Below are 22,279 nucleotides of genomic sequence, written 5' to 3'. Positions count from 1 at the left end.
TAGCGAAGGGCGCTGACGGGTAGCGGGCGGTGCGATGGGGGAGCGGCGAGTGCGGCCTCAGCGCGCACATGGATCGGCGCCATGACCGAGCTTGCCCTCACTCCCGTGCTGGCTCACGCCGGCCTCGTACTGACCGTCCTCGCCAGCGTGCTGCACGTCCTCATTTTCTACATGGAGTCCATCGCCTGGGAGGGGGCGCTGGCGCGCAAGACCTTCGGCGGCACCCCCGAGGAAGCACGGCCCCACGCCTTCTACGCCTACAACCAGGGTTTCTACAACCTCTTCCTCGCGGTCCAGGGGCTGCTCGGCGCCGCCCTGGTGTGGGCCGGCAGCGGCTACGCAGCGGTCGCGGGCGTGGCCCTGGGGCTCGCCTTCCTCGTCTAGCTGCGCGCCGGCCAGCCAGGCCGCTAGCTGCGCGCCGGTCAGCCAGGCCGATGGCGGGCTGCTACGCGATGGTCGCGCGACGGCGCTCCAGCCGGGTCCAGGCCAGAAGCGTCGAGATGGACAGCACCACCAGGGACAGGACAAAGGGCGCTAGCGGCTGCCAGCCGTAGAGCGCCGTCGCCGTGACCGGAGCAACGATCCACGTCATCGAGCCGGTGGCATTGAGGACCCCGGCCACGCCGCCCTGCTCCGCCGCGGTCACGGCGAGCGACCCGCCAGCGGTAAAGCCCGGCCCACTCAGCCCGGAGGAGACTCCGAGCGCGAAGGTCGAGACCGCCAGCAGCCAGGCCGACGGCGCCGCGGCCAGCGCGATGAGCGCGATCAGTCCCAGCAGGGTCCCGGTGCGCAGCAGGCGCTGTGGGGACCACCGCAGGCGAGGTACCACGAGTAGCTGGGTGATCATGGCGCCGGCGGCGTTAGCCAGCAGCATGAGGCCGGTCACGGACACCGCGGTCTGGGCAGGCAGAGCCAGGCGGTCCTGAGCCAGGAAGCCCATCGTGATCTGGACGACCCCGGCGGTGAAGAAGGTGCCCAGGCCGACGCCGATCCAGGCTCTCAGACGCGGGTCGAACCAGGAGACCCGCGGAGGCAGGGCACGGTCGGTCGCGGCGTCAGCCCCTTCGGCGCGCCTGCGCAGGCCCCGCAATCGGCCGGCGGCAGAGGCCACCGTGGCGTCGCGAGGCACCCAGCGCCAGGCCACCACCAGGGCGATGAGGATGAACCACGGCGTGGCATGGACGGGAGCGAAGATCCACCAGGCCGCCAAGGCCGAGGAGACCACCGAGCCGATCATGATCGAGAGCTGGACCGAGCCAGAAAACGCCGCCATCCCCCTGACACGGCTGGCCTCATCAGGCGTGATCTCAGCAATGAGCGCCTGCCCGGTGGGCGGGATAGCGGCCACCGCCGAGCCAAAGAACGGGCCGCGTGCCGCCACGATCGCGGCGGAGGCCGCCACCGCGCCAACGATCCCTGCCGCGCGCAGCGCGACTGCCGCGCTGAACAGGCCTCCGGCTACCAGCGCGAGGCTGAGGGAGGTCAGCAGTACCCGCCGTCGTCCCCAGGCCACCGACCGCCGACCCCAGAACTGGGACAGCATCGTGACGAACAGCGCTGCTGCGGAGACCGCCAGCCCGACCACCCACTCGGCCAGATCCAGGGCCCGGGACAGGGGAGCGATGGAGACGTTGAGCATGTTCTGGGCCACGTAGGTCAACAGAACGATGATGAGCAGGGCACGCAGCGTCGCAGAGGCGGCCAACGAGCGTGGCTGGGAGGAGGGCAGCGGGGTGGTCTCGGGCACGGCGCCACCTTGGTCCATCACCGCCTGGGCGTCAAACCGGGTGGGTACTCAGGAACGGCGCCGCCAGTGGTCCACGCGCCAGCGCGCATCGCCGGACACCGGGCGCCATGTACCCGGCGGGTCGCTCACCGACCCCGGCTCCCTGGCCTTCGTGAGGTGCCAGGAGGCCGGGTCGATTTGCGGGGCGTGGACCAGCTGGGTGGGCGCCAACCCTCGCTGACGAGCGCGCTCGGCGGCGTCGAGGTCGAGGACGCTGATGACCAGCTCGTCCACGCACCCCGCGGCCAGTACCTGGGCGTACACGCTGCCGCCGCCGATCACCCACAGCCGCGGCAGGGCGCGCACGGCCTCCTCACGTGGATCAGGGCCGAGCCCGGCAAGCAGGTCTTCTGCCCGCTCCACAGCCTGGTCCAGCCCTCCGGCGACGACGGCGTCAGGCGCCGTCCACCCAGGCTCGCGGGTGAGCACGATACTGGCGCGTCCGGGCAGCGCGGCACCGATCGACTCCCAGGTGGTGCGCCCCATGATGACTACGCCACCCAGCGTCGTGGCCTTGAAGTGGCGGAAGTCAGCCGGCACCCGCCACAGCATGTCACCGTCCGCGCCCAGCACACCGTGGGCGTCCTGGGCCCATACGGCGCCGACGCCGCTCACACCGCCACCGGAGCCTTGATCACCGGGTGGTGCTGGTAGCCCGCCGAGGCGTCAATGTCCTCCATCGTGTAGGAGTCGATGGACTCGGCGTGGCGCAGCCGCAGGGTGGGGAAGGCATAGGCCTGGGGCACACGGGAGAGCTGCTCGCGCACCTGGGCGAGGTGGTTATCGTAGATGTGACAGTCGCCGCCGGTCCACACCAGCTCCCCAGGCTCCAGCCCGGCCTGCTGGGCCAGCATGTGGGTGAGCAGGGCGTAGGAAGCGATATTGAAGGGGACCCCGAGGAAGAGGTCGGCGCTGCGCTGGTAGACCTGCAGGCTCAGGCGGCCGTCAGCCACGTAGCACTGGAAGAAGGCATGACAGGGAGCCAGCGCCATCGCGCCCAGCTCACTGACGTTCCAGGCCGAGACCAGCATCCGGCGCGAGTCCGGGTCATGGCGCAGGGTGTGGATCAGCTGGGTGATCTGGTCGATCGCCTCGCCGCGGCGGCTGGGCCAAGAGCGCCACTGGACGCCGTAGACCGGGCCGAGCTCACCGTGCTCGTCCGCCCACTCATCCCAGATCGTGATGCCCTGCTCGTGCAGCCAGGCGATGTTGCTCGCGCCCTGCAGGAACCACAGCAGCTCGCCCTTGACCGCCTTCATCGCCACGAACTTGGTGGTGACGCGAGGAAAACCCTGGGACAGGTCGTAGCGCAGCTGCCGGGCGAACAGGGAGCGGGTCCCGGTGCCGGTCCGGTCGCCCTTGGGCGCGCCGTCGAGCAAGACCTCGGCCAGCAGCTCCTCATAGGCGACGTCGATGTCTTGGGGGGCCTGCAGGCCGAGCCTGGCCAGGCTCGGGTAACGGGTGGGGGCGCAGGCCACGCCCTGGACTGGCAGTGTCATGCCTCGATCACCTCGATGGCGTCAGTATCAAGCGGTGCGGGCCCCAGCGCCGCCTGGGCGCCCTCGATGACCTGGTTGGCCAACGCGCGTCCACCGCTCCACCCGATGGCAGCCCCGATCCCGAAGGGGATGAGGCGGCCCAGGACCAGCGCCCCGCCGCGCACGGCCTGACGCTTGGCCAGGCGCCTCACCAGCTGGGCGTTGATGGAGCGCACCGTGGGCATCGGCATCTGGGCCAGGGACTGTGCTGCCCAGTACAGGGTGGACAGGCCCAGGGATCCCTGGATGGCCTCGGCGCCGTCGGGCCCCAGGAGGGCGGAGAGCACGAGGGCGCGGCGCTTGTCAGTGTCGACCACGCGCATGCCCTGCAGCTCGGCGACGGTGAGGACGTACTTGACGGCGCTGGCCAGGAAGACCGCCGTCTGACCAACCGTCAGTGCTGCGGCGGTACCGGTGCCCACGGCAGGCAGCGCGGCTGAGGCGCCAACGGCTCCGGAGGTCAGGCCGGACTCAGTGCGGAAGCGGTCAGCGGCGCGGTGCGTGAGCTCAGCAACGTCGGATCCAGGGAACTCGCGTCGCATATGGGCGACGTTGTCCTCGATACGGCGTGCCGGGATCGCCAGCGCCTTGTCCAGCGCGCGCTCGAAGGCGGTAGAACGGCGTGCCACAGCTCGTGCCTCAGTCCTCGTCACCGAGCAGGTGCAGACGGATCGCCGCGCCCTTGTCCAGGGTGTGGCCCACCGTGCAGCCACGCTCGATCGCGCCCTCGACGCGCTCGTGAAGGGTCGCCAGCTGCTGCGGGCTCAGGGCGGACAGGTCCGTGACGATCTGGACGTCGAGGTCGGAGTAGCGCTCCTCCTCCTCGTTCTTGATCGAGGCGCAGATGGCGTTGGCCTCGAAGTCCTCGCCCAGGGCCTTGGCCAGGCGGTGGTCAGCGGACAGGGTGTTGCAGGTCGCCAGGGCGATCTTGAGCAGCTCGCCGGGGGAGAACTCGCCTGGCCCCATCCCCACACGGACCTCGCCGCCGCGCGCGTTGTGCGCCAGGTACTGGCGTGTGCCGGTGCGCTCAGCCCATACGGAGTTGGTCTCGGTCGGGGTGATGATGTCGGGCGTGTCAGTCATGGCCTGATCGTGTCACGGCACCCGGCAGCAGGACTAGTGCGCGCCTGCGTGTTCGCCCGGGGCTGGCCGAGCAGCAGCCCCGGGCGTCCCCGAGCCGGTGAGCCTGGCCCGCGGACGGGCGACGCCGGCTCAGTGCTGGGCGAGCCAGGCGGCAGCCCGCTTCTCCTCGTCAGCGACCACGGCGCCGACCATCCCCATCGCCTTGTCCTCCAGCGTCCGCCCGATCAGCGGCACGCTGACGCTCAGCTCCAGGTCCATCGTCAGCCTCGTGCTCTGCGGGGAGGAGGCCGCCAGGCGCGAGCTCGCCCCCAGGCGCACCGGCGCGCCAGAGACGGTGACGTCGAGGCTGCCACGGCGAGAGCCGTCGTCGGCAGGCTCGTCCCAGGACTCGCTGAGGGTGAAGCCGACGGCGGAGCGTACGAAGCGTGCGGCGGCCTGCGGCAGGCGGCTGGGCGGGACCGTGCCCGAGAGCGTGGAGACGAAACCGCGGCCGCGGGCGGCGACGTCGACGTCGGCCTCCTCTAGGCCGATCCTGCCCAGGCGCTGGCGCAGGTACTGGGGGTCAGCGAGCATCGCGGCCACGCGCTCGGTGGTAGCGGGGTAGGTGATCGTCACGGTCTTCTTCATGCCTTGATCCTGCCACGTGGTGCCTGGCCACCTCACGCCAGGTGCGTCGATCCGGCGAGCTCTTGCGCTCAGGGCCTACTGGTCCCTCCTGCACAGGTCGTGGCTGCCTCGGTACGATCCACGTGTGTCAAACCTCTTGCCTCTCGCTATCCGTGGCCTTGTTGACCTGGGCCCGGCCGACCTGGACTGGCTCCACCAGCTCGTTGCCGACTGGCAGGTGATTGCCGACCTGTCGGTGTCCGACCTCGTCCTGTGGGCCAAGACGGACTCGGGGCGTTTCGTCGCCATCGCCCACTGCCGGCCCTCAGGCGGCAACACGGTCCACCTCGAGGACGTCATCGGGCGGCGCATGCCCACGGCCCGCGAGGCTATGGCGGTCGAGGCCTATGACGGCGAGCAGATCCTCGTGGCCTCAGACCCGGAGTGGACCGGGACGACGGCGGTGCGCGAGGAGTACGTGCCGGTGGTCAGCGACGGGCACGCGGTGGCGATCATGACGCGCGAGACCTCGGTCGGGCTGATCCGCGGTGGTCGCCTGGGGGACAAGCTGCTGGAAGACCTGGCCGACTCCCTGTGCACCATGATTGCCGAAGGCACCTTCCCCATCCGTGGCGCCGGCACCGTCATGCGCCACGGCACCCCGCGCGTGGCCGACGGCGTGGTCCACCTCGACGACGAGGGCCGGGTCCGCTTCGCCACGCCGAACGCCTACTCCTGCTTCCACCGCCTGGGCATCGACGGTGAGCTGGAGGGACGCCAGCTCGCCGAGGCGGTGACCTCGATCATCCCCGAGCGCACGCCGGTGGACGAGACCATGGCCGTGGTGCTCATGGGACGTCAGGCCTGGCTGACCGAGGTTGAGGTCGGCGGAGCCTTCCTGTCCCTGCGCTCCATCCCACTGACGCTGGGCGGACACCGCGCCGGCGCCGTGCTGCTGGTACGTGACGTCACGGAGATTCGGCGCCGGGAGCAGGTGCTGCTCAACAAGGACGCCACCATCCGCGAGGTCCACCACCGGGTGAAGAACAACCTGCAGACCGTCTCCGCGCTGCTGCGCATGCAGGGACGGCGCGCCACCAACGACGAGACTCGTGAGGCTCTGGCCGAGGCCGAGCGCCGGGTGGCGACCATCGCCACCGTCCACGAGGCGCTGAGCCACAACGTCGACGAGACCGTGGACTTTGACGAGGTCTTCTCCTCCATCCTGCGCGGGGCGGCCTCGGTGGCTACGGCCACGGGACGGGTCACCACGCGTCTGGAGGGCAAGTTCGGCGTGGTCGAGGCTGATGCCGCCCAGGCCCTGGCCACCGTCCTCGCCGAGCTGGTGACCAACGCCGTCGAGCACGGTCTGGAGGACCGCGACGGCGTGGTGACGGTGACGGCGCAGCGCGAGGGCAGCCACCTGGAGGTCCACGTCATCGACGACGGTGCTGGCGTGGCTCCGGGCACGATCATGACGGGGCTGGGGACCCGGATTATCCAGACGCTCGTGCGTGGCGAGCTGCGTGGCTCGATCAGCTGGCAGCCGGCCGACGGCGGCCAGGGCACCGACGTCGTCGTCCACGCCCGGCTGCAGGAGTCCTGAGCGTAGGGCTGCTGGCCAGGTAAGGCAACGCAAGGCGCCCCCGAAACCGCGGTTTCGGGGGCGCCTTGCGTGGGTGAGGCCGGGGGGTCAGGAGGAGCGACGGGCGCGGGCGGCCCGGCGCTTGAGCGAACGGCGCTCGTCCTCGCTCATGCCTCCCCAGACACCGGCGTCCTGGCCGTTCTCCAGCGCCCACTTCAGGCAGGTGTCGACGACGTCGCAGCGGGCGCAGACCTCCTTCGCCTGGGCAATCTGGGCGATGGCCGGACCAGTGTTGCCAACGGGGAAGAAGAGCTCAGGGTCAACTGTGAGACATGCTGCCTGGCTGCGCCAGTCCATGAGGGCTCCCTTCGGGGTCGTGCTGCAGTCAGCTGCTCAGCTGAGGCGGCGCGCCTCGAAGGTGAACAGCGGGTGACCGCGTTCTGGGGAAACCTTCACACGTGGGCACAGGGAGGGCAAGAGATGCACGATGAGACCTACGTCCGAGATGCTGTCGTGATCCTCACAGGTACGCATCCTTGAAATCAGGCCGTGAACGCGCATGCCTGACGCCAGGGCCCGCTCACGGCGGTGCCGACCTGCCACTGGGCTCCTCATCCCCTCACGCACGAACCCGCGAGACGGCCTCGCCTGCGGGCACGGGGCAGGCCACCTGGAGCGCCATGGCCTGCCCACGTCGCACCAGCGCCCCGCGACCGGGCTGCGTGGGTGCCTGCGGGTCACAGACCGCGCGCAGGCTCACGCCGGCAGCCTGGGCCGCTGGTCCCACGCCCGGCCACAGCACCACCAGATCCGCCCTGGCTCGCAGCTCGGCCAGGGCGCCGCGAAAGCTCGTGGCTACCCGCTCGGTCAGGGCGGAGGCCAGCACCGTGCGGCCCTCGGCCAGCGCCTGCTCGACCCTGCCGAGCTCAGCCGCAGTGCACAGGTCCAGGTCGTCAACCACCAGCGGGGCCTGGCCGACACACACGGACTCCAGCACCCGCAGCGCCGTCGAGCGCCCTGATCCTGCCGGTCCCATGACCAGGACGCTGCCGCAGGGAGGCTCTATCGGCCGGGCCTGGTCTCCACCCACCGCCCACAGGGCAGGCGGGCTGCTACCGGGAGCGTGCGGAGCGAGCGGAAGATATCGCGGAATCTCCTTCAGGGCGATGGGGCCCGGGCCGTGGCCGGCCTCTGCCGGCGCGGGCAGGAGGACCTGGCACTCCGGCGCCTGGGCCGGATCGGGCCCGGCTCCCAGCAGGACGCCGCGTCCGGGAAGGTCGCCGGTGCGCACCCCACGGGGCAGGCCTGCCACAGCGGCCTGGCCCGCCTGGCTGGCGCCGAGCACCAGGCGGGTGCGTAGCGTCGTCGCCCAGCGGGCTGAGGCAGCAGCCAGGGGAGCACTGAGCGCCAGGTGCGTGCCCAGGGACGCACTGGTGCGGATGAGGGACTCCAGGAGGGCCAGCCCCTCGCCCGGACCGCGAGAGGAGTCGACGGCGGCTGCCAGGCGGTCGACGTCGTCGAGCACCAGCAGGTCCCCGCGGAGCTCGCCGGAGGCGGCCAGCTCCCACAAGCGTGCCAGGCGTCGGGGATCGCTCGCCCCGACCACCGTGCCCACCCCTGCGGCGCCGTCGGCCAGGGCCGGCCACTGCCGGATGACGTGATCGGGCAGGCCGCACAGGTGCACGCCGTGACCGGCGGGCCTGACGCCGTCGGGTGAGGCGTAGGCCAGGAAGCCGAGGGCGGCCGAGGCAAGCGCTGTGGAGCGACCCGAACCGGGCGAGCCGAGCACGGCCAGCGGCTGGGCAGCTGACCAGGACCAGGTCGCGAGGCTCTGCGTGTGTGGCTGATCCACCAGCGCCATCATGATGCCGGCCTGCCTCGCCGCCTCGACGCTGCCCGGTCGCCGTGCGCGCTCAGGCAACGGGTCTGCCCAGGGGCGCCAGGGGCATGTCCCGCACCCACGCGCCGCGGCAGCCAGCTCGGCCACCATCTCCTCCACGCTCTGGCGCCTGCCCACAGGCGCCCCGCACCACGGAGCCTGCAGGACCAGGCCCTCGGCCTCATCCAGCCCGCTGACCATGAGCCGTCCGGGATGCGCTGAGAGCAGTGAGGCCTGAGGGTGGTCAAGGACGTCGCGCGAGTCCGCCGCATCCAGCACCCTCAGGCACACCCGCACACTGACATTGGCCCGCACCGTCTGGGACACCGCCCCACTGGGGCGCTGGGTCGCCAGCACCAGGTGCAGCCCCAGGCTGCGTCCCTGGGCCGCCACACGTACCAGAGTGTCCAGCACCTGCGGGTGGGCTGAGGCCAGGGTTGCGAACTCGTCGACGGCGATGACCACCCGGGGCGGCGGGGGACCCGGCGCACCGGAGCCGGCCAGGAAGCGCTCGCCGGCGGTGCCGCCCGGCTGCTCCTCGGGCACAGCGGTCGGTGAGGCCATGGCTTCCCAGGCAGCGAGGTCAGCCACGCCGAGGTCGGCCAGCAGGCTCTCGCGGCGGCGAACCTCCGCCTCCAGGGAGGCCAGCGCTCGCGTGGTCAGTGCCGGGTCGAGGTCCGTGAGCACACCGGCGGTATGCGGCAGCTGCGTCAGCGCTCCGAAGGCCGCGCCACCCTTGTAGTCCACCAGCACTAGGCTGAGCCGCTGCGGCGGTAGGGCGAGGGCGAGCTGAAGGAGCCAGGACCTCAGCAGCTCGGACTTGCCCGAGCCCGTGGTGCCCGCCAGCAGGGCGTGGGGTCCGTGCTCAACGAGGTCGGCCACTACCTGCCCGTGCTCGCTCACGCCCAGCACCGCTGGCAGGCGTCCGGGCTGAGGCGGCCGGGCCCACTGGCGAGCCACGAGGTCCTGGTCCACCACGCCAATGATCGAGGACAGTGGCACCTGCGCAGGCAGCCCGTCCTCCCACGGTCCTCCCTCCACGCCGGTGGGAGCCAGGCCTGCCTGTGCCCTCCAGGCCTGGGTGATGAGCTCGGTGGCCGCCTGGGCCCAGCCCGAGGAGGGCGGGTGAGGCCACCGGGGCTGGGTGCGCACAGCCGTGGCACTGGCAGGTACGCCCTCCTCGGACCAAGCCAGGGCACCGCTGGCCTGCTGCCCCTGCGCCCGCCACCACAGCTGCCAGCCCCGTTCCTGGGGCCGCGCGATGGCCAGTCCGGCCGCCACGAGCTGGGCGCACCACCAGGTGAGCACCCGGTCGGCCTGAGGCCCGCACAGCGCCTGGCACTCTCCAGGGTCAAGCTCCATGAGGGTGCGCCGGCCTCGTCGCGCCAGCCATGCGGTGAGGGTGGTGGCCTCCTGCGAGGAGGCGGCGGAGCGGGGCCGAGCCAGCAGGAGCAGCATCTGCGCCGGGTCCGGGTCCCTCCCGCTCCAGCCCGTGGCTCCCCGCCGCCGGCTGGAGCCGCCTGCCTCGCGCGTGCCGATGCGGCTGAGGGCCATCAGCGCCATCGGCACCACCATGAGACCCGCCGACCAGCTGCGGGCCGGTGCTCCTCGGGTGAGCACCATGGCGAGGACTGCCAGGACCATGAGTAGCGGTCCCACGATCATCACCAGACGTTGCCAGGAAATCCTGTGGTGGCTGCGGCCGGTGTGCGGTGCGAGCCGGGAGGGACGACGTCGCAGCTCCAGCAACGTCGATCCCACCCGCAGCCGCTCGCCCTGCCTCCACCGGGACTCAGGACCGAGCCTTCCCAGGCTGGGGAGCAGGAGGGGCCCCAGACGGCGTCGCCGCCAGCGGGCTGTGAGCCCCTCCTTGCCGAGGCTGACGCTCACGGAGGCGGACCGGGTGCGCACTTGCAGGTGCTGGCGCGAGACGAAGGGGTCGGTGATGATCTCACCCCTGCCAATCACAAGACTGTCCTGTGCAGGCAGGGCCAGGACGAGCCCAGTGTCAGGCCCGCGGACCACCGCCAGGTGCCAGGTGCAGGCGAGCGCAGCCTGTGCCTGCCTGGCTGAGGCTGCGGGGGAGGTCGTCATGGGCTCACCATGCCAAGACCGCGGGTCCCGCTGCTGCGCGCCTGTGGACGGACGGTGCCGAGGGTGTCACGGCACGTGCCTGTGGAGCCCGGGCTGTGACACCCTGGACCCATGTGCGGACGTTACGGGTCGTGGAGTGGCGGCGCGGCGCTGGTGAGCTACTTCGACGCCGAGCCCCTGCCGTTGCCGGAGGATGTTGAGGCCTCATGGAACATCTCTCCCGGCACGGACGTGCGCGTCGTGGTCGAGCGTGTGGCTACTGACGGCGCAGGGAACCAGGCGGGCAACCTCACCCGTCAGCTGCGGTGCGCGCGCTGGGGACTGCTGGCCTCATGGGCTACCCAGGCTCGCCAGGCCTTCCGGGCCTTTAACGCCCGCAGTGAGACCGCCGCGAGCAAGCCGACTTTCCGTGAGTCCTTCCGCTCCTTCCGTGCCGTCGTGCCTGCTGACTGCTGGTACGAGTGGCACCGCCCGACCGGTGCGGGCGGCCGCGAGGAGGAGATCCGGTCCCGTCCCTACGCCGTGTGCCGCCAGGACGAGGAGCCGCTGGCGCTGGCCGGGCTGTGCTCGTGGTGGCGTGTGCCCTCCTCCCACCCGCCGCTGCGACCCGGACCCAGCATCCATGACCACCGCGGCGGGACCTGGATGCTGACCTGCACCATCCTGACCCGGCCGGCGCGTGAGGACCTGGCCTGGCTCCACGAGCGTGAGCCTGTGGTCCTCTCACGCACGGCAGTCGACTCCTGGCTCGATCCCACGCTCCACGATCCCACGCAGGTCGCCTCGCTCCTGGCGGGGGCGCGCCCGGCGCTGAGGTGGTGGGAGGTAGGACCCCAGATCAGCTCCTCCCGCTCGCGCGGTCCCCAGCTCATCGAGCCCGTGGCCTGACCCGGTGGGCCTGGCCATGAGGGAAGATGGGACGGTGAGTACCCAGTCCACCACCCCCGCCCCGCACGGCCCCAGGGACGACGCGGAGGCCGTGCCGCAGGAAGCCCGACGCCGCTGGGAGGAGCTGGCCGAGCTCGTTGAGCGAGCACGAGCCGCCTACTATGACGCGCTCGACGCCGAGTCGACGACCTCGGACGCCGCCTATGACGCGTTGTACCGCGAGCTGGAGGACCTGGAGGCAGCCTGGCCGCAGCTGCGCGTGCCCCACTCTCCCACCCGTAGCGTGGGCGGAGGCCGGGCGCAGGCCTTCTCGCCGGTGACCCACGCCGAGCGCATGTACTCCCTGCAGGACGTCTTCAGCCTGGAGGAGGTCCAGGAGTGGGCTGAGCGCGTGTGCGCGGACCTGGGCGTGGCAGACGCGAGCCTGCCCATGACCGCCGAGGTCAAGATTGACGGCCTGGCAGTGGCCCTGACCTACACCGACGGCGTACTGACGCGGGCGGCCACCCGCGGGGACGGGACCACGGGTGAGGACGTCACCGCCAACGTCCGCACCATCGCCAGCGTGCCCCACAGGCTCAGCGGCGACCAGGTCCCCAGCCTCATCGAGGTGCGCGGCGAGGTCTACTTCCCGGTCGAGGCCTTTGCGCGCTTCAACCGTGAGCGCCAGGAGGACAACGCCCGCCGCGAGGCGCGCAACCGCGCCCTGGAGGAGCAAGGTGGCGGCAAGCGCGTGCGCAAGGAGGCCATGCTCCAGGTCTTCGCCAACCCGCGTAACGCTGCCGCAGGCTCCCTGCGACAGAAGGACCCGGCCATCACCGCCTCGCGGCCGCTGGCCTTTATCGCCCACGGCATCGGGGCCTACACCCCGGCTCCGGGTGAGCAGCTGCCGGCTCTCCAGCACGAGTGGTACGAGCTCCTGGCCGGGTGGGGTCTGCCGGTCTCGCCCTACAACGCCCTCGTCGTCGGCCGCGCCGAGCGGGAGGCCTATATCGAGCGCTACGCCGAGCACCGCCACGACCTGATCCACGAGATCGACGGGATCGTGTTCAAGATCGACGCGCGCGATCAGCAGGGCAGGCTCGGATACACCTCGCGCGTGCCGCGCTGGGCCACCGCCTACAAGTACCCGCCGGAGGAGGTGCACACGCGCCTGCTCGACATCGACGTGCAGGTTGGGAGAACCGGACGAGTCACGCCCTTTGGCATCATGGAGCCGGTTCTCGTCGCCGGGTCGACGGTGGCCAGGGCGACGCTCCACAACGCCGAGGAGGTCACGCGCAAGGGCGTGCGCATCGGTGACCTTGTGGTCCTGCGCAAGGCTGGCGACGTCATCCCCGAGATCGTCGGGCCGGTGGTCGAGGCCCGTGACGGCTCCGAACGGGTCTTCGTCATGCCGGCGGCCTGTCCCTCGTGCGGCACCCCTCTGGCCCCGGCCAAGGAGGGCGACGTCGACCTGCGCTGCCCCAACACCCGCTCCTGCCCGGCGCAGGTGACCGAGCGCGTGGCGCACGTCGGCTCGCGCGGTGCCCTGGACGTCGAGGGCCTGGGGGACGAGGCTGCTGCCGCCCTGACCCAGCCCGACGCCGGGCGAGAGGAGGCGCTCGCGGCGCTGGCGGCCGGACGCTACCTGGAGACGGAGCGCGGCAGGATCCGTCTGAGGACCAAGGACCTGGAGAGCCTGGCACCGGCGCAGCGCCTGGGACTGGCCAGGACGTACCTGGAGGAGCACGGGATCGGCGAGCAGGAGCCGGTGCTCACCGGCGAGGCCGGGCTGTTCGAGCTGAGTGAGGATGATCTGGCAGAGGTCTTCGTCTACCAGAGCGTCCGACGCCGGGGCGAGGCGACCGGGGACTGGCGCCTGGCACGCTTCTTCTGGACCAAGCAGACCTACACCCCGGACGGCGAGGTCAAGAAGGCGAGCGTGCCTGGCAAGAACGCCACGGCGGTCCTGGCTCAGCTGGAGGCCGCCAAGGCCCAGCCGCTGTGGCGCGTGCTGGTGGCTCTGTCGGTCCGGCACGTCGGGCCGACGGCGGCACGCGCCCTGGCAGCCCGTTTCGGATCGCTGGAGGCACTGCGCCAGGCCAGCCTCGACGAGCTCAGCCAGGTCGACGGCGTAGGCTCGACGATCGCGGCCGCCTGGCAGGAGTGGCTGGAGGTCGACTGGCACCGCGAGATCCTGGACCGGTGGGCGGCGGCCGGGGTGCGCACGCAGGACGAGGTGACGACCACGGCGCCGCAGACCCTGGCCGGGCTGAGCGTCGTCGTCACCGGGACGCTGGAGCACTTCACGCGTGAGGGGGCCAGGGAGGCCATCGTCGCGCGGGGAGGAAAGGCTGCCGGCTCGGTGTCCAAGCGGACCAGCTACGTGGTCGTCGGCGCCAACGCCGGCTCCAAGGAGACCAAGGCGCGTGAGCTGGGGGTCCCGGTGCTGGATGAGGAGGGCTTCCGCGCCCTGCTTGAGCACGGTCCGGCCGCTGACCCCGAGCAGGAGGACTGAGGCTCCGGACCGCCGGGTGGCCGGCTCAGGCCCCGCCGTCGGTCATGGTGCGTGACGGGATCGCTCCCGCACCGCCGGTCTCAGTAGTGGCTGACGACGGTGGTGCCGATCTCGGCCCAGTCGTAGATCCACTTGGCCTCGCTGACCGGCATGTTGATACAGCCGTGTGAGCCGGAGTAGCCGAAGCTCGAACGCCACGGAGCTCCGTGGAAGGCGTAGCCGCCTTGGAAGTAGGACACCCAGGGTACGTCCGGGGTGACGTAGCGCGAACCGTCGACGTTGTTGCCGCGCATGGTCTGTGAGGCGTACTGCAGGTAGACCTTGAAGGTGCCGGTGATCGTGGGGGTCTCGGCGGCGCCGTCGACGATTGAGACCGGGCCGCGGACCACGGTCGCGCCCTCATACGCCGTCACGGTCTTGGCCGCCAGGTTGACGTTGACCCACTTCTCCCCAGGGGCGGCCTGGTAGATGAGGTTCTCCGCGCCGTCGGCGATCGTACGGTCCTCCCAGCTGGCCTCCACCTCGGAGGTGACGAAGGAGCCGCTGTAGGCCTTACCCTCAGTCAGGGACTGCGTGATGGCGCTGGTCAGGTCCTCAGAGTTGGACACGACGACGCCGTTGACGGCCTCGACCCGTGTGGCCACGACCTCTCCACGAGAGTTGACGTTGCGCTGCCCGGTGACCGGGTCCTTGCTTACCTGGGCGCTCTGGGCCGCCACCCACTCCCCAACCTTCGCGGCGTCGACCGAGACCGCAGGCTTGGAGTCCTGGCCGGGCTTGATCGTGATCCACGAGGCCTTAGTCGGGGCGTCGGCGGTAAAGCTGGAGGAGGCGTCGGTGGTCGCCACCGTGACGTCGAGGCCGACCAGCCCGTTGGCCTTGTCCGCGGCGGCCTGGGCGTCAGCGTCGGAGACGGTCGGAGCCACCGTGGTGTAGCTCAGCTCGACCGTCTGCGAGCTGAGAGTTTGGGCGGCCTTGGCAGCCGTGCTCTCCAGCGGGGCCGGGTCCAGGCCCGTGCCGTCGGCCGCCGGGGTCGTGGTGAAGCTGGCGCCGTCGGCGGCCAGGGTCACGGTGGCGTCCACGGCCTTGGCCTGGTCCTCAGGGACCAGCGAGGCGGCGTAGGAGGCCGCGGTGTCTGCGTTGGCGGTGGTGACCACCGCGACGTTGTTGTCGGTCACCAGGGCCTTGAAGCGGTCGAGGACGTCGGCCGAGCGCGCCATGGCGGCGTCAGCGGTGGCCTCGGCGTCGATGGTGGTCCCCAGGTCCTCCAGAGAGGCGGTGGCCTCGACGTCACCGCTGATGGTGACGGCGGCGTCCTGGGCCCGCTTGGAGACGAGCTCCACGATCTGCTCTCGGGTCTTGCCCGAGACGTCGACCCCGCCCACGCTCGTGCCGGGCACGGCGGTGTCAGCGTAGTGGGAGGCGTAGGCGTAGCCGCCGGCGCCGGAGACGCCCAGGAGCAGGAGAGCCGCGGCAGCGGTCCACAGCGGCCAGCGCTTCTTGCGCTCGGAGCGGTGGCTGCGGGCGGTGCGCTCACCGTCGCCGTCGGCCGGCTCACTCGGGCTCTCCGTCTCGGGGGCGGGCGCGGGGACCGCAGGCGTTGCGGCCGAGCGCAGCGTCGAGGTCTGGCTGGTGGCAGGCGGGACGGCCGCGGGCATGGGAGCGGCAGCCGTCTGCGGGCTGGGTGCTGACGGGCTGGGCGTCACAGCTGTCTGGGCGGCGGCAGGCACTGCGGGCAGGGACTCGGTGTCGCCACCGGTGCTGGCACCGGTGGAGGCCGGCTGCGCGCCGAAGACTGAGGTCCGACGCACGCTGGTCTGCTCGCTGTAGGGCGTAGGCAGGGCCGGCTGCGGAGTCGTGGAAGTACCGGCCTGCTGGGCGGAGGATCCTGAGCCCCGGACCGTTTCCTCGTCGTGCATTCCTGTTTCTCAGTTCTGGGGTACCTGAGGCCACCCCGGTCATGCTCCACCTGACGCAGAGTCTGTAAGGCCCATGACAACGGGAGATAGTCCGATTGTCAATCAGCTTGGCTGTCTCAATGCTGTGAGATCGTGCATGTGCCGTAACGCTGGCACCGGGCGCTCCGGCTAGACTCAGCCGCATGTCTGCCATCTCCAAGGACGAGGTCGCCCGAGTCGCGGCACTCGCGCGCGTGGCCCTGACCGATGAGGAGGTGACGCGCCTGGCCGGGGAGCTGGACGCCGTCGCGTCCTCTTTCGCCCGGGTTACCAGCGTTGTCACGCCTGACCTTCCGGCCACCTCACACCCTGTTCCGCTGACCAACGTGCTGCGTGAGGACGTGCCGGGCCCCACGCTCGACGTCGAGGAGCTTCTTGCCGGTGCCCCGGCGAGTGAGGACTCCATGTTCCTCGTGCCGCAGATCCTGGGAGAGGACTCCGCCTCATGACCACCTCCCTCATCAAGGCCACCGCCGCTGAGCAGGCGGCCGCCCTGGCCCACGGCGACCTGAGCGCACGCGAGCTCACCCAGGCCCACCTGGACCGTATCGAGGCCGTCGACGGCGCCGTGGGTGCCTTCCTGGACGTCGACGCCGCCAAGGCCCTGTCCGACGCCGACGCTGCGGACGCCGCCCGGGCCGAGGCCCGTAGCCAGGGACGCGAGGTTCCTGAGCTCACCGGTGTCCCGGTGGCGGTCAAGGACCTCTTTGTCACTCGCGGTCAGGCCACCACAGCTGCTTCAAAGATCCTCCAGGGCTGGATCCCGCCCTACGACGCCACCGCCGTGGCAAACCTGCGTGCGACCCGCATGCCGATCCTGGGCAAGACGAACCTCGATGAGTTCGCCATGGGTGGCTCGACCGAGCATTCGGCCTTCCACCGCACCGCCAACCCCTGGGACCTGGGACGTATCCCGGGCGGCTCCTCGGGCGGATCGGCGGCCGCCGTCGGCGCCTTTGAGGCCCCGCTTGCCCTGGGTACGGACACCGGCGGCTCGATCCGCCAGCCCGCGGCTGTCACCGGAACCGTCGGCGTCAAGCCGACCTACGGCACCGTCTCGCGCTACGGCGTCATCGCCATGGCCTCGTCTCTGGACACCCCTGGCCCGATGGCCCGCACCGTCCTGGACACAGCCCTGTTGCACGACGTCATGGCTTCCTACGACCCGCTGGACTCGACCTCGCTGTCCGACGCTCCGCGCGGCATGGCTGAAGTGGTGCGTGCGGCCCAGGCCGGCCGTGACCTCACTGGTCTGCGCGTCGGCGTCATCGCCGAGCTGGACGGGGGAGAGGGGTACCACAGCGGTGTCCTGGACTCCTTCCACGCGGCACTGACGCTGCTGGAGGAGGCCGGTGCGGTGATCGAGACCGTCTCCCTGCCTCATCTGGAGTACGCGCTGGACGCCTACTACCTCATCATGCCTGCTGAGGTCTCCTCCAACCTCGCCCGCTATGACGGCATGCGCTATGGCCTGCGCGTGGAGCCCACATCCGGTCCGGTGACGGCGGAGACCGTCATGGCAGCCACTCGCGGCGCCGGCTTCGGCGATGAGGCCAAGCGTCGCATCATCCTGGGCACCCACGTACTCAGCGCCGGCTACTACGACGCCTACTACGGCAGCGCTCAGAAGGTGCGCACGCTGGTCCAGCGTGACTTTGACGCCGCGTGGGAGCGCTTTGACGTCCTGGTCTCGCCCACGGCGCCGGTGACGGCCTACCGCTTCGGGGAGAAGGATGACCCGCTGGCGATGTACAAGCTGGACGTCACCACGATCCCTGCCAACCTCGCTGGTATCCCCGGCATGAGCCTGCCCTCCGGGCTGAGCGACGACGGCCTGCCGGTCGGCTTCCAGGTCCTCGCCCCGCAGCGGGCCGACGACCGCCTGTACCGGGTGGGCGCTGTCCTGGAGGCCACGCTGGAGGAGAGCTGGGGCGGCCACCTGCTGGACCGCGCCCCCGAGCTGAACGAGAAGGAGGCCTGAGATGGCTGACGAGCTCATGGACTACGACGAGGCGGTGCGCCGCTTCGACCCGGTCATCGGCCTGGAGGTGCACGTCGAGCTGGGCACCGCTACCAAGATGTTCGACGCCGCCCCTGTCGCCTTCGGCGGGGAGCCGAACTCCCGCGTGACCCCCACCTCGGTGGGCCTGCCTGGCGCGCTGCCGGTGGTCAATGCCAAGGGCGTGGAGTACGCCATCCGTATCGGTCTGGCACTGGGTTGTCAGATCGCCGAGTCCTGCCGCTTTGCGCGCAAGAACTACTTCTACCCGGACCTGGCCAAGGACTTCCAGACCTCGCAGTCGGACGAGCCCATCGCTTTCGACGGCGCCCTGGAGGTCGAGCTGGAGGACGGCAGCTTCTTCACCGTGCCGATCGAGCGTGCCCACATGGAGGAGGACGCCGGCAAGAACACCCACATTGGTGGTGCGGACGGCCGTATCGAAGGCGCGGACCACTCGCTGGTGGACTACAACCGCGCCGGTGTGCCTCTGGTGGAGATCGTCTCGCGGCCCATCATCGGCGCCGGTGCCAAGGCTCCCGAGGTCGCGGCGAGCTACGTGCGGACCCTGCGTGACATCTTCCGCGCCCTGGGAGTCTCCGAGGCCCGTATGGAGCGCGGCAACGTGCGCGCCGACGTCAACGTCTCCCTGCGCCCGAGCCCTGACGCCCCGCTGGGCACGCGTACCGAGACCAAGAACGTCAACACCTTCCGTGGGATTGACGGCGTCATCCGCTACGAGATCCAGCGTCAGGCCGCCATCCTGGCGGCTGGGGGAGAGGTCCTCCAGGAGACCCGTCACGGTCAGGCTGATGGCACCACCAAGCCAGGCCGCGTCAAGTCGGACGCTGACGACTACCGCTACTTCCCAGAGCCTGACCTCGTGCCCGTGGCCCCGAGCCGGGACTGGGTGGAGCAGATCCGCGCCTCCCTGCCGGAGATGCCGGCCGCCAAGCGCCGTCGCCTCAAGGAGGAGTGGGGCCTGGCGGATGAGGAGATGCGCGACGTCGTCAACGCCGGCGCCCTGGAGCTCATTGAGGCGACGACGCTGGCTGGAGCCTCTGGCCAGGCTGCCCGTAAGTGGTGGATGGGTGAGCTCTCCCGCACCGCCAAGGAGCAGGAGGTCGCACTGGAGGAGCTGGCTGTCACTCCGGAGCAGGTTGCCGAGCTCCAGAAGCTGGTTGACGAGGGCCGCCTGACAGACAAGCTCGCGCGTCAGGTCCTTGAGGGGGTCCTGGCCGGTGAGGGCGACCCCGAGGCTGTCGTTGAGGCCCGTGGCCTGGAGGTTGTCTCTGACGACTCGGCGCTGCTGGCTGCCGTTGACGAGGCCTTGGCCGCCAACCCTGACATTGCGGACAAGATCCGCGGTGGCAAGGTCCAGGCAGCCGGGGCGATCGTCGGTGCCGTGATGAAGGCCACGCGTGGTCAGGCTGATGCCAAGCGCGTGCGTGAGCTGGTCATGGAGCGCGTCGGCGCCTGATGAAGGCACGAGTGCTCCCCGCCGAGTGCTCTGCGCCCTGGGGCCCGGCTGGCAGGCGATCCTGCCAGCCGGGCCCCTTGTGCTGCTTGTGCTCCGCCTTGTCCTGCCTCTGCTGGCGGTCCTTGCCTGTCCAGTGGGCCTGACGGAGAGCCGGTGGCCGGGGCACGGATGTGCGGGGAGGGGAGGCTGCGTCGTCGTCCCACGGCAACATCTCGAAACGTGGACGCCGCGTGAACAGGTGTTCGCGTCTTCGGACTAGGCTCGTGGTGTCCCGCAACGACAATCGCGCAGCGTCTGCGCTGACCGCTTACGCAGAGGAAGACCTCATGGCCCAGCCAAGCCCCAGCTACACCGTCGCCCTTCACCTGGAGGTGCCCGCCTCACAGAAGGCGGTGACGACCCTGGTGGACACCGCCTCGGCGACCGGTGCGATCGTCAACGGCGTCGACGTCGCTGACACTGACGGTGACACCCTCATCGTCGACCTGACCGCGGACACCCGCGACTCCAAGCACCGCGGCGAGCTGGTTGAGGCCCTCAAGGCCCTGGAGGGCGTGACGGTTCACAACGTGGGTGACTCCACCTTCCTGGCCCACGTGGGTGGCAAGGTTGAGATCGCGCCGCGAACCCCGATCCACAACCGCCGTGACCTGGCCCGGGTCTACACCCCTGGTGTGGCTCGTGTGTGCAAGGCCATCTACGATCACCCCGAGCGCGCCCGTCAGCTGACCATCAAGCGCAACACGGTCGCCGTCGTCACGGACGGCACCGCTGTCCTGGGTCTGGGGGACATCGGCCCCAAGGCCTCGATGCCGGTGATGGAGGGCAAGGCGGTGCTGTTCAAGCAGTTCGGTGGCGTTGACGCCTGGCCGGTTGCCCTGGACACCAAGGACCCCGAGGAGATCATCCAGATCGTCAAGGCGATCGCCCCGGTCTACGGCGGCATCAACCTGGAGGATATTGCCGCCCCCAAGTGCTTCGACATCGAGGCACGTCTGCGTGAGGAGCTGGATATCCCCGTCTTCCACGACGACCAGCACGGCACCGCCGTCGTCACGCTGGCAGCGCTCATCAACGCCCTCAAGATCGTCGGCAAGAGGATCGAGGACGTGCGCATCGTGCTGTCGGGCGTGGGCGCCGCCGGTACCGCCATTGCCAAGCTGCTCATGGCTCACGGCGCCACGGACATCGTTGGCTACGGACGTGACGGGGCGCTGGACGGTGCGCACACCGAGGGCATGAACGAGCACCGTAAGTGGCTGGCTGAGAACACCAACCCGCGCGGGGTCACCGGCTCCCTCAAGGAGGGGCTCACGGGCGCGGACGTGTTCATCGGGGTGTCGGGGCCCAACCTGCTTCAGCCCGAGGACCTGGCGGTCATGAACAAGGACGCCATCGTCTTTGCCATGGCCAACCCGACTCCTGAGGTCGACCCGATCGGCGCTGCGGACTACGCGGCTGTCGTGGCGACCGGGCGCTCGGACTTCCCCAACCAGATCAACAACGTGCTGGTCTTCCCTGGACTGTTCCGGGGGCTGCTGGACACTGGCATCGTCGACATCTCGACCGACCTGCTGCGGGCGGCCGCCACCGGGATCGCCGGCGTCATTGCTGCTGAGGAGCTCAGCCCCGTCTACATCATCCCCGGTGCCTTTGACACCCGGGTGGCTGAGGCCGTGGCTCGCGCGGTGCGCAAGTTTGCCGAGTCCTGAGCCGAGGCTGCTGCCGGCCTGAGGCGGCTACAGCCTGGGACCGGCAACGGAGGCAAGACAAGGATAAGACGTTGGGGGTGCACACGGGATCGTGTGCACCCCCAACGTCTTATCCGGCCAGGCCGGGAACCGGTGGCCCTAGCGCAGCCAGCTGTCGCCGACCTTGGACGCCCACCAGCGTCCCAGGCCCCAGGTGTCGCCTGCTCGCGTCAGCATGACGACGACGAAGATGAGCGCCAGGAACCAGTGGTCGTCAATGAGCGGGTTCGACGCCTCGCCGGAGTGAATCGGCGGGAGCTCGGCAAGCCACATCAGCGCCATGAGCAGCGGACCTGCGACACCGGCGACCTTGACCCCCATCCCCAGGATGAGGGCCAGGCCGAGGCCGAGCAGACCCAGGAGGAACAGCCAGTCACCGACGGGGTTGACGAACAGGGAGAAGAAGGACTCCAGCGGCTGTCCCTGGGGCACCGCCTTGATAAAGCCCTGCGCAGGCCGACCGCCATGGAGCACTGAGCGCTCGCTAGGTGTGGAGAAGCCCAGCCCGAACATCTTGTCGGTGAAGGCCCACAGGAAGTAGAAGCCAACGAGGATGCGCAGAATCGCCCGGGCCTTGCGCGCGCCTGGGCGAGTGATGATGTCGTCCTGGAAGACGACGGGGGTGTTGGATGTAGCCAACAGACCTCCTCGGTCTAAGAACCCAGCTGTGCCGGACTCAGGGATGTTGAGGGTTGAAGCAACTCGGCGCAAACCATAGGGCTCTCTGTGCGAGGAGGTGGGAGATCGGGTCGGTGTGGCTAGGCTTGCCTATGTGGGTCAGGTCATGCTCTCTCAAGTTGACGAAGCCCGGTGGCATCTGGCTAAAGTACTTCCCGTTGCGCCGAGAGGTCGAGTCAAAAGCCCGATCGATCGCCTAACCCCAAGATGACGATCGCATCTGATGTGACCGGGATCAATGGTCCTGAGGTTGACATCGAAACTGCAAATGTCTTAGTCTTGCGGATGTCGCTCGCCGGAGCGAGATGGCCTTCCGAAGGTCACCAAGATCCGGGTGGGTGTGTTGTTTGAGAACTCGATAGTGTGTCATGTTTTTTATGCCATAGTGGGATGGCTGGCCCTGGTTTTTTGGGGTTGGTTGTTCTTGTTTTGTTTTGGTTTGCCTGCCTTGGTT

General features: G+C 70.1%; 18 protein-coding genes. 8 read left to right on the top strand and 10 right to left on the bottom strand.

The genetic code is table 11. The annotated features are described in order from the left end of the window. The first annotated feature begins 81 nt into the window (after positions 1-81). Complete coding sequence (locus CYJ26_RS08355) at positions 82-384, top strand: DUF1304 domain-containing protein (protein ID WP_006549283.1); 303 nt, start codon at positions 82-84, stop codon at positions 382-384. Between the two features lie 61 nt (positions 385-445). Here the strand turns inward: CYJ26_RS08355 and CYJ26_RS08350 are convergent, their stop codons facing one another. The 6 genes from CYJ26_RS08350 to CYJ26_RS08325 all read right to left on the bottom strand — a co-directional run bounded on the left by CYJ26_RS08350 (position 446) and on the right by CYJ26_RS08325 (position 5,034). After that, complete coding sequence (locus tag CYJ26_RS08350; protein ID WP_006549284.1) at positions 446-1,765, bottom strand: MFS transporter; 1,320 nt, start codon at positions 1,763-1,765, stop codon at positions 446-448. A 30-nt stretch (positions 1,766-1,795) separates the two neighbouring features. Further along, positions 1,796-2,401: a dihydrofolate reductase gene (locus tag CYJ26_RS08345; RefSeq protein ID WP_006549285.1), complete on the bottom strand. Its 606-nt coding sequence runs from the start codon at positions 2,399-2,401 to the stop codon at positions 1,796-1,798. Next, on the bottom strand, positions 2,398-3,285 hold the full coding sequence (locus tag CYJ26_RS08340) for a thymidylate synthase (protein ID WP_006549286.1): 888 nt from the start codon (positions 3,283-3,285) through the stop codon (positions 2,398-2,400). The genes CYJ26_RS08345 and CYJ26_RS08340 overlap by 4 nt, the downstream gene beginning before the upstream one ends. Then, positions 3,282-3,953, bottom strand: a complete 672-nt coding sequence (locus CYJ26_RS08335) for a hypothetical protein (RefSeq protein ID WP_006549287.1) — start codon at positions 3,951-3,953, stop codon at positions 3,282-3,284. The genes CYJ26_RS08340 and CYJ26_RS08335 overlap by 4 nt, the downstream gene beginning before the upstream one ends. 10 nt (positions 3,954-3,963) lie before the next feature. Further along, a complete protein-coding gene (locus CYJ26_RS08330; protein WP_006549288.1) occupies positions 3,964-4,407 on the bottom strand; it encodes an OsmC family protein in 444 nt (147 codons plus the stop codon). A 129-nt stretch (positions 4,408-4,536) separates the two neighbouring features. Further along, positions 4,537-5,034 (bottom strand): DUF2505 domain-containing protein, encoded by a 498-nt coding sequence (locus CYJ26_RS08325; RefSeq protein ID WP_006549289.1) that lies wholly within the window; start codon positions 5,032-5,034, stop codon positions 4,537-4,539. Positions 5,035-5,158: 124 nt separating this feature from the next. Between CYJ26_RS08325 and CYJ26_RS08320 the strand changes: the two genes are divergently transcribed. Continuing rightward, the gene (locus tag CYJ26_RS08320) at positions 5,159-6,619 is read left to right on the top strand and encodes a sensor histidine kinase (RefSeq protein WP_024035037.1); all 1,461 of its coding nucleotides are present in this window, start codon (positions 5,159-5,161) and stop codon (positions 6,617-6,619) included. An 87-nt stretch (positions 6,620-6,706) separates the two neighbouring features. Here CYJ26_RS08320 and CYJ26_RS08315 read toward each other — a convergent pair whose 3' ends face one another. Further along, the gene (locus CYJ26_RS08315; RefSeq protein WP_006549291.1) at positions 6,707-6,955 is read right to left on the bottom strand and encodes a WhiB family transcriptional regulator; all 249 of its coding nucleotides are present in this window, start codon (positions 6,953-6,955) and stop codon (positions 6,707-6,709) included. Positions 6,956-7,217: 262 nt separating this feature from the next. Continuing rightward, positions 7,218-10,571, bottom strand: coding sequence for an FtsK/SpoIIIE domain-containing protein (locus tag CYJ26_RS08310; RefSeq protein ID WP_101638264.1), 3,354 nt, complete (start codon positions 10,569-10,571; stop codon positions 7,218-7,220). A 111-nt stretch (positions 10,572-10,682) separates the two neighbouring features. Here CYJ26_RS08310 and CYJ26_RS08305 point away from each other — a divergent pair, with 111 nt between their 5' ends. Both CYJ26_RS08305 and ligA read left to right on the top strand, forming a co-directional pair. Further along, a complete protein-coding gene (locus tag CYJ26_RS08305) occupies positions 10,683-11,459 on the top strand; it encodes an SOS response-associated peptidase (protein ID WP_006549294.1) in 777 nt (258 codons plus the stop codon). Positions 11,460-11,475: 16 nt separating this feature from the next. After that, complete coding sequence (ligA, locus tag CYJ26_RS08300) at positions 11,476-13,959, top strand: NAD-dependent DNA ligase LigA (protein WP_034236100.1); 2,484 nt, start codon at positions 11,476-11,478, stop codon at positions 13,957-13,959. Positions 13,960-14,039: 80 nt separating this feature from the next. Here the strand turns inward: ligA and CYJ26_RS08295 are convergent, their stop codons facing one another. Beyond that, on the bottom strand, positions 14,040-15,878 hold the full coding sequence (locus CYJ26_RS08295) for a L,D-transpeptidase (protein ID WP_101638263.1): 1,839 nt from the start codon (positions 15,876-15,878) through the stop codon (positions 14,040-14,042). Between the two features lie 182 nt (positions 15,879-16,060). On the opposite strand from CYJ26_RS08295, the gene gatC reads away from it, so the two are divergent. The 4 genes from gatC to CYJ26_RS08275 all read left to right on the top strand — a co-directional run bounded on the left by gatC (position 16,061) and on the right by CYJ26_RS08275 (position 21,108). Then, positions 16,061-16,366 (top strand): Asp-tRNA(Asn)/Glu-tRNA(Gln) amidotransferase subunit GatC, encoded by a 306-nt coding sequence (gatC, locus tag CYJ26_RS08290; RefSeq protein WP_006549298.1) that lies wholly within the window; start codon positions 16,061-16,063, stop codon positions 16,364-16,366. Then, positions 16,363-17,898: an Asp-tRNA(Asn)/Glu-tRNA(Gln) amidotransferase subunit GatA gene (gatA, locus tag CYJ26_RS08285; protein WP_034236063.1), complete on the top strand. Its 1,536-nt coding sequence runs from the start codon at positions 16,363-16,365 to the stop codon at positions 17,896-17,898. The genes gatC and gatA overlap by 4 nt, the downstream gene beginning before the upstream one ends. A 1-nt stretch (position 17,899) precedes the next feature. Beyond that, a complete protein-coding gene (gene gatB / locus CYJ26_RS08280; protein WP_006549300.1) occupies positions 17,900-19,396 on the top strand; it encodes an Asp-tRNA(Asn)/Glu-tRNA(Gln) amidotransferase subunit GatB in 1,497 nt (498 codons plus the stop codon). Positions 19,397-19,722: 326 nt separating this feature from the next. Beyond that, positions 19,723-21,108 (top strand): NAD-dependent malic enzyme, encoded by a 1,386-nt coding sequence (locus CYJ26_RS08275; protein ID WP_101638262.1) that lies wholly within the window; start codon positions 19,723-19,725, stop codon positions 21,106-21,108. 138 nt (positions 21,109-21,246) lie between these two features. On the opposite strand, the gene CYJ26_RS08270 is transcribed toward CYJ26_RS08275, so the two are convergent. After that, positions 21,247-21,786: a DoxX family protein gene (locus CYJ26_RS08270; protein ID WP_101638261.1), complete on the bottom strand. Its 540-nt coding sequence runs from the start codon at positions 21,784-21,786 to the stop codon at positions 21,247-21,249. Between the last annotated feature and the right edge of the window lie 493 nt (positions 21,787-22,279).

It is taken from the genome of Actinomyces urogenitalis (genome assembly GCF_002861525.1).
Classification (GTDB): Bacteria; Actinomycetota; Actinomycetes; order Actinomycetales; family Actinomycetaceae; genus Actinomyces; species Actinomyces urogenitalis.
The sequence above is the reverse complement of the archived record's forward strand: the minus strand, read 5'-3'. Positions and strand labels throughout refer to the sequence as shown.

Bases quoted from the DNA above. Each gene is read 5' to 3' on its own strand.
- CYJ26_RS08355 (WP_006549283.1), top strand. From the start codon at position 82: ATGACCGAGCTTGCCCTCACTCCCGTGCTGGCTCACGCCGGCCTCGTA.
- CYJ26_RS08350 (WP_006549284.1), bottom strand. From the start codon at position 1,765: ATGGACCAAGGTGGCGCCGTGCCCGAGACCACCCCGCTGCCCTCCTCC.
- CYJ26_RS08340 (WP_006549286.1), bottom strand. From the start codon at position 3,285: ATGACACTGCCAGTCCAGGGCGTGGCCTGCGCCCCCACCCGTTACCCG.
- CYJ26_RS08330 (WP_006549288.1), bottom strand. From the start codon at position 4,407: ATGACTGACACGCCCGACATCATCACCCCGACCGAGACCAACTCCGTA.
- CYJ26_RS08325 (WP_006549289.1), bottom strand. From the start codon at position 5,034: ATGAAGAAGACCGTGACGATCACCTACCCCGCTACCACCGAGCGCGTG.
- CYJ26_RS08315 (WP_006549291.1), bottom strand. From the start codon at position 6,955: ATGGACTGGCGCAGCCAGGCAGCATGTCTCACAGTTGACCCTGAGCTC.
- CYJ26_RS08310 (WP_101638264.1), bottom strand. From the start codon at position 10,571: ATGACGACCTCCCCCGCAGCCTCAGCCAGGCAGGCACAGGCTGCGCTC.
- CYJ26_RS08305 (WP_006549294.1), top strand. From the start codon at position 10,683: ATGTGCGGACGTTACGGGTCGTGGAGTGGCGGCGCGGCGCTGGTGAGC.
- ligA (WP_034236100.1), top strand. From the start codon at position 11,476: ATGAGGGAAGATGGGACGGTGAGTACCCAGTCCACCACCCCCGCCCCG.
- CYJ26_RS08295 (WP_101638263.1), bottom strand. From the start codon at position 15,878: ATGCACGACGAGGAAACGGTCCGGGGCTCAGGATCCTCCGCCCAGCAG.
- gatC (WP_006549298.1), top strand. From the start codon at position 16,061: ATGTCTGCCATCTCCAAGGACGAGGTCGCCCGAGTCGCGGCACTCGCG.
- gatA (WP_034236063.1), top strand. From the start codon at position 16,363: ATGACCACCTCCCTCATCAAGGCCACCGCCGCTGAGCAGGCGGCCGCC.
- gatB (WP_006549300.1), top strand. From the start codon at position 17,900: ATGGCTGACGAGCTCATGGACTACGACGAGGCGGTGCGCCGCTTCGAC.
- CYJ26_RS08275 (WP_101638262.1), top strand. From the start codon at position 19,723: ATGGCCCAGCCAAGCCCCAGCTACACCGTCGCCCTTCACCTGGAGGTG.